Below are 11,957 nucleotides of genomic sequence, written 5' to 3'. Positions count from 1 at the left end.
TCCAGCAACGGCGAGTCGCCGCTCACCCCCACTATTCCTCCAGAAAAGCCCTTTCGAATGTCTTTTTGTGGGCGCGGGACCGTACCGTAGAAATATGACCCAAGCCGTCGGCATGCAGGCAGCCGCAATCGCAAGCCTCCCACCACTCGGATCTCTGCCCCTGGCACGCGGCACGGCAGACCGCGGCTCAACCTTCCGCATCACCCCTGACCTCTTCGATCAATTGTGGGACCAACCGGAAACCCGCATCCTGCATCTTGCCCGCAGGCGTTCTCCCTTTCGCAACGGCAGGCTCGTGCTGAGCCCTGTTGCGGAAGTGGAGCGTCCGGAGAACCCTGTTTATCTGGGAAGTACGGTGGAAACAACGGCGGACATGCCGGCAGGAACACACATCGTGCTGGTGGAGCATGAAGACGTTCAACCCGCGCTCGCGGCTGACGAGGACTGGATCGGATTGCGTGACGCCGCATCGGATTTGCCGGCACAGGAATCCGGGTTGTTCGTGGAGGCGGTGGCCATCTCCAACTGGCACGCCACCCATACTCACTGCCCCCGCTGCGGACAGCCCACCGAACCGATCGACGGAGGTTGGGTGAGGCGTTGCCCTGCCGATGAAAGCCTGCACTATCCCCGAACTGATCCGGCCATCATCGTCACCGTGACGGACGAGGAAGACCGCCTGCTGCTGGGCTCCTCCGCTGCGTGGCCCCAGAACCGGTTCTCTACGCTCGCAGGTTTCGTCGAGCCAGGGGAATCGCTGGAGGCAGCCGTCGTGCGGGAGGTCGAGGAAGAATCAGGAATAGTTGTTCACTCGCCCACGTACCTCGGCTCCCAGCCCTGGCCGTTCCCTGCGTCCTTGATGCTCGGATTCACGGCGAAGGCAGCACATGCACGTCCGGTGCCTGACGGCGTCGAAATCAGGGACGTGCGTTGGTTCAGCAGGGAAGAACTGTTCGCCGGTCTGAAGGAGGAGCGGTTGTCCGTTGCATCCGGTGCCTCCATTGCACGAGCATTGATTGAACACTGGTACGGCGGTCCTTTGGAGGAAGAGCCATTCGCCGGGAGACCATAGTGGACGGCTCGGTCGAAGAGAAGATCCTCGCCGGTCTGGACAATGAACAGCGGGCGGTGGCCTCCCAACTGAGTGGCCCGCTCTGTGTTCTCGCAGGAGCCGGAACAGGCAAAACACGCGCAATCACGCACCGCATCGCCTACGGCGTACACACAGGCGTGTACAAGCCTCAACAGGTCCTTGCGGTGACTTTCACTGCGAGGGCTGCCGCCGAGATGCGCACCCGGCTCCGCGACCTCGGAGCACAGGGAGTTCAGGCACGCACTTTTCACGCGGCAGCACTCAGGCAGCTGCAATACTTCTGGCCCCAGGCGGTCGGTGGAACCCTGCCCGCCCTTGTCGACCACAAGGCCCAGCTCATCGCCGAAGCCTCGCGGCGGCTGAGGCTCAGCACCGACCGCGCCACAATCCGCGACCTTGCTGCTGAAATTGAGTGGGCCAAGGTATCCATGCTGACACCGGATACCTATGTCGAGTCCGCGAACGGCCGGGCGGAACCGGCAGGCATGGATGCCACAACTGTGGCCCGGCTGTTCAGTGCCTATGAAGACCTCAAAGTGGACCGCAACGCCATCGATTTCGAGGACGTGCTGCTCATCACCGTCGGCATCCTGCAGGAAGACCCGAAAGTGGCAGCAACAGTGCGCGGGCAGTACCGGCACTTTGTGGTGGACGAATACCAGGACGTTTCGCCGCTTCAGCAGCGGCTCCTGGATCTGTGGCTGGGCGAACGGGAAGAGCTTTGCGTAGTGGGTGACGCCAGCCAGACCATCTACTCGTTTACTGGTGCCACCAGCTCGCACCTCCTGAATTTCACCGGCAGGTACCGGCAGGCAGAAGTCATCAAGCTCGTCCGGGACTACCGATCGACACCACAGGTCGTCAATCTCGCCAACGCACTGCTCGCGGCGCGCACTGCGGAAGCCGGGCGCCGCGGCGGGACGGGCACGTGGGCCACGCCACTTCAACTCATTGCACAGCGCCCGCCCGGCCCGGCTCCTACCTTCACGGAGTGCAGCGATGACGAGGCTGAGGCAGCGGAGGTCGCCCGCCGAATTTCCCGCCTGCTCAGTGACGGCGTGCCCGCGAGCGAAATCGCGATCCTCTACCGGACCAATGGCCAGTCCAGCGCCTATGAGCAGGCGCTCGCCGCCGCGGGAATCGGCTACCAGTTGCGGGGTGCCGAGCGGTTCTTCGCCCGACGTGAAGTGCGCGACAGCCTGCTGCAGCTGCGTGCTGCAGCACGGGTGGCAACAGATGACGACGTCCCTCAGCTGGTCCGCGATGTCCTCGCGTCCCTGGGTTACACCCAAGTTGCACCGCAGAGCTCCGGCGCTGTGCGGGAGAAGTGGGAATCGCTCGCTGCGCTGGTATCGCTTGCCGACGAGCTTCACCAGGCCCGCGCAGCGCAGGGTTTCACGCTGCAGGATTTCGTCGCCGAGCTTGAAGAACGGGCAGCAGCACAACACGCCCCCACGGTTCAGGGCGTAACGCTTGCATCGCTTCACTCGGCGAAAGGCCTTGAGTGGGACGCGGTGTTCCTGGTGGGATTGAGCGAGGGATTGATGCCGATTTCCTTCGCCGACACTCCTGACGCAGTCGACGAGGAACGTCGCCTCCTCTATGTCGGCATCACTCGTGCACGCAAGCACCTTGGCCTGTCCTGGTCCACATCCCGCACCCCGGGCGGCCGCGCGTCACGCAAACCATCCAGGTTCCTGGATGGTCTTCGCCCGGATTCCGGAGGCACGCGTCCATTCCGGCAGCCCATACCCCGCCGGGAGCGGAAGGTATCGGCGCCAGCGCACTGCCGCACGTGCGGGAAGGTGCTGGGTTCTGGGGCAGAACGAAAGATCGGGCGCTGCAGCGACTGCCCGGCGAACTACAGCGAGGAGACGTTTGAAGCACTGCGCCAGTGGCGTCTGAACGCCGCGCGTGAAACTGACGTCCCCGCATTCGTTGTCTTCACGGACGCCACGCTGGTAGCCATCGCAGAAGCCCGCCCTGATTCACTGGAGAAGCTTGCGCAACTCGCGGGGGTGGGGCCGGCCAAATTGGACCGCTACGGAGAGTCGGTGCTGAGTGTCCTCGCGGAAAGAGCCTAGCGGCCCTCAGGATCGATGGGCAGCCGAGGAGGAGAAGCTCCCCATCAGCTCGGATACTGCACCCTATCCGGTGGAAGTGCGCCGCTCGGCCCGTCGCCGCAGAACCGTCAGTGTGGATCTGCGGGACGGAGTTGCGGTCGTTTCGATTCCAGCTACTTTCACCGCCGGACAGGAAAAGCAGTGGGTCGAACGAATGGTTGCCAAACTTCACGCAAAGTCCGTCCAGCCCACGCACTCGGATACCGGGCTGGTCGAGCGCGCTGCAGAATTGTCGGCTCGGTTCCTGGGAGGACGCGCGAGGCCCAACAGCATCCGGTGGGTTACCAACCAGAATTCGCGCTGGGGATCTGCCACTCCGGCTGCCCGGGCCATCAGGCTGTCGCACAAGCTTCAGGGAATGCCGGATTGGGTCATCGACTATGTGATCCTGCATGAGATGGCGCACCTGATCGAGCCTTCACACAACGGGACCTTCTGGGCGCTCCTGGACAATTACCCTCACACTGAAACAGCCAAGGCGTTCCTGCTTGGCGCGGCTTACGCGGCGGACCACGGACTCAGCGGACGCTAGCTCCCACTACCTAGTACCGACAGGACCGCTTGAGGGGCTGACCGGCAAAACCTACCCACTCAACGCGGGTCGTCGTCCTTGTTTGTTGGACCGCCGTCGCCCTCTTCCGAGTCAGTTTCGTCTGTCGTCGCCGGATCCTCGTCAGCAGGGGACTCGAACCCGCCCGCGAGCAGCTTCTCCAGCGCTGCATCCACGTCGGCGTCGGCGGATTCGGCCAGTTGGCGCCTCTTGCTGAAGCCCGCCGGATCATCGAGATCCTCCGGCGTAGGCAGGAGGTCAGGGTGCTGCCAAATTGCATCCCGCCCGTCAATTCCGCGCTCCTGACGCAACTGGTCCCAGAGGGCTGCCGCATCACGGAGACGTCGGGGACGCAACTCGAGACCGACAAGTGACGCAAAGGCGTTTTCTGCCGGTCCGCCCGTTGCCCGGCGGCGCCGAACCACTTCGCGCAACGCGACCGATGAGTCGAGATTGGCGGTAGCGGCCGCGGTGAGCTCATCCACCCAGCCTTCAACAAGCGCGAGCGTGGTTTCCAGCCGGGCGAGTGCGGCGTCCTGCGAGGGTGTGCGCTCGGGCATGAAAACACCCTCGGAAAGGGCGCTCTGCAGTGACTCCGGATTCGACGGGTCTATGTCGCGGGCAACTTCCTCGATCTTCGACATGTCGATATGGATTCCGCGCGCGTAGCTCTCGATTGCGCCGAGCAGGTGTCCGGTCAGCCAGGGCACCTGCGTGAAGAGCCGCACATGGGCAGCTTCCCGAACGGCAAGAAACAGTCGAACATCATATTCGGAGATGTCCAGGCCCTGCCCGAATGCGGCGACGTTGGCAGGGAGCAGCGCCATACTGTTCTCCGCCAAAGGTATGCCGATGTCCGTGGAACTCACCACGTCGCGGGACAGTGCGCCGACAGCCTGGCCCAACTGCATTCCGAACATCGCGCCACCCATGTTCTGCAGCATGGACGCGGCTCCGCCCATCATGGTTTTCATCTCTTCCGGCATCTGCTCGGTGATCGCGTTGGAAAGGGCGAGGGCGATGCTGGTCGCCACCGGTTCAGTCAGCCGCTTCCAGGTCTCCATTGTTGCCTCGACCCATTCCGCGCGGGACCACGCTTTCCCAAGGAGAGCGGTGGACGGGAAGTCGGTGACTGGATCCAGCCACATTTCTGCCAGCCGCAGTACCTCGTCAACTTCACGCTGGTCCTTGCTGCCCACCGACGGGTCGCCGCCCGTCGCAGCTGCACGGCGCGCCTGATCCCTGGCCATCGTCCAATTCACTGGGCCTTCAGACTGTGCGGAGAACATGGCCTGGACCTGCTGCATCATCATCGCCATGGCCTGCGGATCATTGGGAAGACCGGCCGCCTTCGCGATCTCCTGGGGGTTCATGCCCTGCATGTTGCCGCCCATCAAGCGTTCGAGCATCTCGGAAAGCGGATCCTTGGGAGTGTCGTCGTCGTTGTTCGACGGATTGGAGCTCATCGATACCACCGGTCCTTGATTGAAACTTGGTCGGATTGTGCTCGTATGGTGCTGAATGGAAGCAAACCCCGGCACTTACAGTTGCCGTGGCGAGCTGCAGCACTGGTCAGTCAGGATCTCAAACGTTACCGGCACGTCCCAGACTTGTCCCGCACGTCCTGCGCGAGTTCGCTCTAGGCAAAGCAACGTTTGTTCCGATGCAAAGCGCGCAGAGCAGGCTTGTAGGCTTGGCATGTGAAGCCCTGACACCCCGTCCGCCGGGGTGACCTGCGGCGCCCCCAATCCAAAGGTGACATCCGTTGACCCAGCCGCTTTCCCAGGACACCAACAGGCCAAAGCATGATGCCGTGAAAAGGGATCCCCGCTTCACCGTCATGGCGGTATCGGGGCTGCTCGCGCTGGGCCTCGGGGCAACGGCTGTTCTGTTGCCGTCTCCCTACGTGGTCGAGTCACCCGGTCCCACTTTCAACACCATCGGGGAGGTTAACGGTGAACCGTTGATCACCGTCGAAGGCAGGGAAACCTTCCCGACGGACGGTGCGCTGGATTTGACCACCGTCTTCGTCGCCGGAGGACCGGGGCAGACAATCAGCGTTTTCGATGCTTTCCGTGCCTGGGCGGATCCCGCACAGGCAGTCACACCGCGCGAACTGGTCTACCCGCCGGATGTCTCGGAATCGGACATTGAGGAGCAGAACGCGGAGGCTATGACATCCTCGCAGGAATCCGCAGTGGCCGCTGCGCTCGCTCACCTGGAAATTCCGTACGGGGAGACGCTCTCAGTCGTAGGCTTCGCCCCGGACTCGGCCGCTGAAGGCATCCTTCAGGACGGCGACCAGCTCACCCTCATCGACGGCGAGCCTATCGAGTCGCTGGAGCCGTTGAAGGAAGCCTTGAATGCAGCGGGTGGAAAAAGCGTTGACATCACTGTGGCCCGAAACGGTGAAACGGTGGTGGAGTCCGTGAAGCCGCTGCTGGGGGAGTCCGGCGACTATCAGCTCGGCGTCTTTCTGATGTCCGAGTTCGAGTTCCCCTTCGAGGTGGACATTGCCCTGAACAATGTCGGCGGCCCGTCTGCCGGCATGATGTTCGCCCTCGGGATCGTCGACACCCTGACCGAGGGGCAGCTCACGGGCGGGAGGCACTTCGCCGGAACCGGAACGATCGACTCATCCGGTGCCGTCGGGCCCATTGGAGGCATCCGCCAAAAGCTGGTTGGTGCCAGTGAGTCGGGTGCCGAGGTATTTCTTGCGCCCGCCGCAAACTGCACTGAAGTTGTTGGCCATATTCCCGACGGTCTTCGCGTCATCCGCGTGGAAACCCTGGACGACGCCGTCACCGCCGTCCGGACGCTGGGAGAAGATAACGACGACGGCGCGCAGCTCCCCTCATGTGAGGATCCCGTCTGACAGGCATAGTCGGATTGGACACGATTGAGAAACGATTCCGGGGCGCCGCGGTTCAGGCGGAACTGAATTGTGTGGGCCAGACGTGCACAGGGCAGAATGAACAACAGTGGACCGTGCGCCGCTGCGCATCCAGCACTCCCGTACCCCCAAGGATGAGGTAATAGTGACATCCGGACCTGACCGCCCGTTCGGCAGCAGACCAAGCCAACCATATTCCTCCCCACCCCGGCGGCGTGGGCCGCTGGTACCGACCCTGATCGTTCTCGGTCTGCTCGTCGTCGGCTTCGTGTATTTCTCACAGGTTTATGCCGATGTCCTCTGGTACAACCAGCTGGGCTTCCTCGAAGTATTTGTCACCGAGAACCTCTCGCGGATCGGCCTGTTCGTGGCTGCCTTCCTCATCATGGGCGCAAGCGTTTACTTCAGCTTGCGTATCGCCTACCGTTCACGGCCCATTTACGCTCCCGACAGCAGCGTCCAGGACAACCTGAACCGCTACCAGGCCCAGCTCGAACCGATCCGCAGACTGCTCATGATCGGCATTCCCGTTGTGCTCGGCGCGTTTGCGGGAACCGCAGCGTCTTCACAGTGGGAACGGATGCTCCTGTTCTTCAATTCGGAGCCCTTCGGAGAGACGGACCCGGAATTCGGGCTGGACATCGGGTTCTACGTCTTCACTTTGCCGTTCCTGAGCTTCCTGCTCGGGTTCCTGGTGAGCGTCATCGTCATCAGCGGGATCGCCGGAGTACTGACGCATTACCTGTACGGTGGCATCCGCCTTGAGGAGAAAGGTCTCTTCACGAGCAAGGCAGCCCGGACGCACATCGCGGTACTGGCTGCACTCTTCCTGATCCTGCAGGGCGTCAACTACTGGCTTGACCGCTACTCCACCGTCATCAGCAGCGACGGTAAATGGGCTGGCGCTCTCTACACCGACGTGAACGCAGTCATCCCAACCAAGGCGATTCTTGCCGCCGCCGCCATCATTGTTGCGGTCCTGTTTATCATTTCCGCAGTGATTGGCCGGTGGCGCCTGCCCGTGATCGGTACGGCCATGCTGGTCATCACTGCTATCCTCGCCGGCGGCGTATACCCGTGGGTCATCCAGCGGTTCCAGGTTGTTCCGTCGGAGTTCAGCCGGGAAGAGCCGTTCATTGAGCGCAACATTGAGATGACTCGAGCTGCCTACGGCCTGGACCAGGTGCAGGTCAATGACTATGGGGTTGAGGAAGTTCCCCAGGAGGGAGCGTTGAACGAGGACGGCGAGACAACAGCCAACATCCGCCTTTTGGACCCCAACCTTGTGAGCGACGCTTTCAGCCAGCTCCAGCAGTTCCGCCAGTACTACCAGTTCCCGGAGATCCTGAACGTCGACCGCTACGAGATCGACGGCGAGATCGAGGACACCGTTATTGCAGTCCGCGAACTGAACACCGCGGGTGTTCCGGATGGCTGGATCAACGAGCACGTCTACTACACGCACGGCTACGGCGTGGTTGCAGCAGCCGGTTCAACCGTGGAACCGGACGGGCGCCCCGAGTTCATTCAGTCAGGTATCCCGACCACGGGCCTGCTGGGGGATGAGAGCACGTTTGAGCCGCGCATCTACTTCGGTGAGGAATCACCGGAGTATTCGATCGTCGGTGCTCCAGAGGGAGCCACGCCACTTGAGATCGACCGGCCCCAGACGGAGGAATCCGACCAGGAGGCCCGCAGCACGTTCCTGGGCGACGGCGGTCCGCAGGTGGGAAACTTCTTCAACCGGCTGGTGTATGCACTCAAGTTCCAGTCCACGGATCTACTCCTGTCGGACCAGGTAACGAGCGAATCCCAGATCCTGTATGACCGTGATCCCGTTGAGCGCGTGGAGAAGGTTGCCCCTTACCTCACGCTGGATAGCAACACCTACCCGGCCATCGTTGATGGGCGCGTCAAATGGATCATCGAGGGTTACACCACAACGTCCGACTACCCGTACTCCACTCAGCAGGAACTTCAGTCCGCCACAGTGGATTCCCTGACCGCCGAAGGTGTCGCCACCGCCTTGCCTGCTGAGCAGGTGAACTACATCCGTAACGCGGTGAAAGCCACGGTTGACGCCTACGATGGCTCGGTTGATCTTTACGCCTGGGATGATCAGGACCCCATTCTGAAGGCCTGGCAGAAGGTGTACCCGACGTCGCTGCAACCGTACAGCGAGATGTCGGCTGACCTGATGGCGCACGTACGGTACCCGGAGGACCTCTTCAAGGTCCAACGGGAGCTGCTCGCGCGCTACCACGTGACAGAGACCCAGCCTTTCTACAGCAACAACCAGGCGTGGGCTGTACCGGTTGATCCGACGCTGGAAGAAGGCGAGCAGGACGTCAAGCAGCCTCCGTTCTACCTCTCGCTCCAGATGCCCGATCAGGAGTCGGCCAGCTTCTCACTGACCACTCCGTTCATTCCATTTGTTCCGGAGGGCCAGGAACCGCGCAACATCCTTTACGGCTTCCTTGCAGCGGACGGTGACGCCGGTACCGGTGAACCCGGTGTCAAGGCAGAAACCTATGGAACCCTGCGATTGCTCGATTCGTCCGGTCAGGACTCCGCCGTCGGGCCGGGCCAGGCGGCAAACCTCTTCAACTCGGACACTGAGGTCTCGCAGGAGCTGAACCTGCTGCGCCAGGGCGCCTCCGAAGTGATCAGCGGTAATCTCCTGACGCTGCCCATCGGTGGCGGAATCGCTTACGTGCAGCCGGTGTACGTCCAGTCCTCGGGGGACTCGTCCTTCCCCGTCCTGCGGCGTGTGCTGGTGAGCTTCGGTGATCAGGTCGGCTTTGCGCCCACCCTGGATGAAGCACTGGACCAGGTGTTCCAGGGAGACTCCGGCGCTGTGACCGGAGACAGCGAGAATGTGGGGGAGACCCCTGATCTGCCTGCGCCGCTGGTGGGCTCGGATTCCGGGAACGAATCCCCGGAGGAGCCGACGGAGGAGCCCACCACACCCGCAGAGCCGGGCACGGGTGATCCGGCAGCGGATCTCCGGGCGGCGCTGGAGGAAGCGAACGCGGCAATCCAGGAGGGCCAGACCGCGCTCGCCGAGGGCGACTTCGCCGCCTACGGTGAGGCACAAGAGCGGCTCGACCAGGCACTGCAGCGGGCACTGGATGCCGAAACGCGTTTGTCTGAAGCGTCCGGAGGAGCCACCGAATAATGCATCTGGATCCCGATTTGGGATCCGCCCCCGCGGCGGGTAGAGTAGTAATCACGCCGCGGGGTGGAGCAGTTCGGTAGCTCGCTGGGCTCATAACCCAGAGGTCGCAAGTTCAAATCTTGCCCCCGCAACTAGAAAACGAAGGTCCCGGAAGCTTGGCTTCCGGGACCTTCGTCATTCCCGCATCATTTCGCCCTTTTGCGTGCCCGGCTCACCTACACTATGTCCATGATCGAGCAGGGCGCTGTGGGTGAGGACAAGGAACGCGGGGAGACGGCGCTCCAGCGTGTTGACCGGAACTGGCTTGAGATACTCCAGGAACTTCGTGTACTCCAGACCGGTATCCAGATTCTCACCGGCTTCCTGCTCACACTGCCGTTTCAGTCGCGTTTCACGGAGCTGGACTCATTTCAGATCGCGGTCTATCTCGTGCTCGTCGTGTTGTCCGCCCTGATCACGGCCCTGCTGCTCGGTACTGTGATCCTGCACCGGACCTTCTTCCGGCTGCGCATCAAGGAGGCTTTGGTACGCCATGCCCATCGCATCCTGAGGACCACAATGGTCCTCGTGGCCCTCGTCCTCGTTGGAACAACCGGTCTGGTCTTCGACATCGTGTTGAGCCGGACGGCGGGAACGGTGAGCGCCATCGGTCTGTCCATGACGATTCTGGCGCTGTGGGTGGCCGTACCGCAGGTGCTCAAACGTCGGTCGATGAAGGAAGTCAGTCCTGGCGAAGGTCCTGATACGCATTGAGCGCCCGTTCGCGCGAGACTTTCAGGTCCAGCAGCGGCGGAGGATAGCCGGCCGGTAGATCCGTCCAGGGTTCATGAACTTTATGCGCGGAGCGCAGCTCCGGAATCCATCGACGAAGGTAACCGCCGTCCGGGTCAAACTTCTTGCTCTGCGTGACGGGGTTGAAAATCCGGAAGTAGGGTGCGGCGTCTGCGCCGGAGCCTGCCACCCATTGCCAGTTCGCCGCGTTGTTGGCTGGATCCGCATCCACCAGGGTGTCCCAGAACCACTGTTCGCCCACACGCCAGTCCACCATCATGTTCTTCACAAGGAACGAACCGACCGCCATACGAACCCGATTATGCATCCATCCGGTATGCCAAAGCTGACGCATGCCTGCATCGATTAAAGGGAAACCGGTTCGCCCATACTGCCAGGCATCAAGTTCGTCGGAGTCCGGTTGCTGCCACGGGAAGGCGTCGAATTGCGGTCGGTAGTTCTCTGTCGCCAGACGTGGCTGGTGGTAGAGCAACTGCCAGCAGAACTCACGCCAGCCGAGTTCCTGGGTGAAGATCGCGAGGTCACTGGCGGTCGCGGAGGTGGATGCGGCCCGGGCAGAGTGCCAGACCTGGAATGGGCTGATCTCACCGAACCTCAGGTGCGGGGAGAGGCGGCTGGTTCCCTCAACGTCAGGCAGCTGGCGGGCATCGGCGTATCCGTCAACTGTGCCGGTCACGAAGCGATCGAGGAGCGCTTGCGCTGTCAGCTCTCCGGGCGTCCACGTCTGTCTGAGGCCACCTGCCCAGTCGAACGTGTCGGGGAGGAGGTGCCACTCGTCGAGGTCCTCCGAGTCGACGTTCGGACCGCGCAGCACTATCGGTCCATCAAGGGGTTCCCGTGGCGCGGGACGGTTACGGCACGCACGCCAGAAGGGGGTGAAGACCTTGTACGGGGAGCCGCTGCCCGTCGTGACTTCCCAGGGTTCAAACAACAGGTTCGCCTGAAAGCTGTGCACCTGGTACCCCTCGTCGCTGAGGGAACCCTTGAGTGCAGCGTCAACGTTTCTCTCAGCGAGCACATACCGGCGGTTCCAGAAGACAGCATCCGCCCCGGACTCTTCGATCAGGCGGGGGATCACGTCCGCTGCGGGACCTGATCGGAGCACCAGTGGAATCCCCTGATCCTCGAATGCACTGCGGAGCGAGGACAGCGAGTTATGGAGCCACCAGCGGCTGGCGCCACCCAGGGGCCGAATTCCCTCACTCACTTCATCGAGCACATAACAGACGACGACGTCGCCACGCTCTGCAGCAGCGTGCAGGGCAGGATTGTCGGCGATGCGCAGGTCGTCGCGGAGCCACACCAGTGTCAGAGCCATAAAGCCAATC

General features: G+C 62.4%; 8 protein-coding genes and 1 tRNA gene. 7 read left to right on the top strand and 2 right to left on the bottom strand.

All coding sequences use genetic code 11. From position 1 onward, the window contains the following. The first annotated feature begins 94 nt into the window (after positions 1-94). Genes nudC through AC1MBU_RS12875 form a run of 3 tightly spaced genes read left to right on the top strand, consistent with a single transcriptional unit; the run spans position 95 to position 3,748 of the window. Positions 95-1,072 carry an NAD(+) diphosphatase gene (gene nudC, locus AC1MBU_RS12885; protein WP_479787401.1) on the top strand — a complete coding sequence of 326 codons (978 nt, stop codon included), beginning with the start codon at positions 95-97 and terminating at the stop codon, positions 1,070-1,072. Then, the gene (locus tag AC1MBU_RS12880) at positions 1,072-3,177 is read left to right on the top strand and encodes an ATP-dependent DNA helicase UvrD2 (protein ID WP_479787400.1); all 2,106 of its coding nucleotides are present in this window, start codon (positions 1,072-1,074) and stop codon (positions 3,175-3,177) included. Before nudC ends, AC1MBU_RS12880 begins: the two co-directional genes overlap by 1 nt. After that, positions 3,155-3,748, top strand: a complete 594-nt coding sequence (locus AC1MBU_RS12875) for a M48 metallopeptidase family protein (RefSeq protein WP_318533001.1) — start codon at positions 3,155-3,157, stop codon at positions 3,746-3,748. Before AC1MBU_RS12880 ends, AC1MBU_RS12875 begins: the two co-directional genes overlap by 23 nt. 59 nt (positions 3,749-3,807) lie before the next feature. On the opposite strand, the gene AC1MBU_RS12870 is transcribed toward AC1MBU_RS12875, so the two are convergent. Then, complete coding sequence (locus AC1MBU_RS12870) at positions 3,808-5,232, bottom strand: zinc-dependent metalloprotease (RefSeq protein WP_479787398.1); 1,425 nt, start codon at positions 5,230-5,232, stop codon at positions 3,808-3,810. Between the two features lie 347 nt (positions 5,233-5,579). Here AC1MBU_RS12870 and AC1MBU_RS12865 point away from each other — a divergent pair, with 347 nt between their 5' ends. The 4 genes from AC1MBU_RS12865 to AC1MBU_RS12850 all read left to right on the top strand — a co-directional run bounded on the left by AC1MBU_RS12865 (position 5,580) and on the right by AC1MBU_RS12850 (position 10,590). Further along, complete coding sequence (locus AC1MBU_RS12865) at positions 5,580-6,641, top strand: YlbL family protein (RefSeq protein ID WP_479787397.1); 1,062 nt, start codon at positions 5,580-5,582, stop codon at positions 6,639-6,641. 163 nt (positions 6,642-6,804) lie between these two features. After that, complete coding sequence (locus AC1MBU_RS12860) at positions 6,805-9,837, top strand: UPF0182 family membrane protein (protein WP_428831016.1); 3,033 nt, start codon at positions 6,805-6,807, stop codon at positions 9,835-9,837. A gap of 57 nt (positions 9,838-9,894) precedes the next feature. Then, positions 9,895-9,968, top strand: a tRNA-Met gene (locus AC1MBU_RS12855). Positions 9,969-10,065: 97 nt separating this feature from the next. Beyond that, on the top strand, positions 10,066-10,590 hold the full coding sequence (locus AC1MBU_RS12850; protein WP_277357604.1) for a DUF6328 family protein: 525 nt from the start codon (positions 10,066-10,068) through the stop codon (positions 10,588-10,590). On the opposite strand, the gene AC1MBU_RS12845 is transcribed toward AC1MBU_RS12850, so the two are convergent. Next, positions 10,559-11,947, bottom strand: a complete 1,389-nt coding sequence (locus AC1MBU_RS12845) for a cryptochrome/photolyase family protein (RefSeq protein ID WP_479787395.1) — start codon at positions 11,945-11,947, stop codon at positions 10,559-10,561. The two genes, AC1MBU_RS12850 and AC1MBU_RS12845, sit on opposite strands and share 32 nt — an antisense overlap. Positions 11,948-11,957: the final 10 nt, after the last annotated feature.

This window comes from Arthrobacter sp. PTI12, from assembly GCF_056679915.1.
The sequence above is the reverse complement of the archived record's forward strand: the minus strand, read 5'-3'. Positions and strand labels throughout refer to the sequence as shown.

What these genes read in the sequence shown, in the direction of transcription:
- AC1MBU_RS12845 (WP_479787395.1), bottom strand. Translation starts at nt 11,947, where the DNA reads ATGGCTCTGACACTGGTGTGGCTCCGCGACGACCTGCGCATCGCCGAC.
- AC1MBU_RS12870 (WP_479787398.1), bottom strand. Translation starts at nt 5,232, where the DNA reads ATGAGCTCCAATCCGTCGAACAACGACGACGACACTCCCAAGGATCCG.
- nudC (WP_479787401.1), top strand. Translation starts at nt 95, where the DNA reads ATGACCCAAGCCGTCGGCATGCAGGCAGCCGCAATCGCAAGCCTCCCA.
- AC1MBU_RS12850 (WP_277357604.1), top strand. Translation starts at nt 10,066, where the DNA reads ATGATCGAGCAGGGCGCTGTGGGTGAGGACAAGGAACGCGGGGAGACG.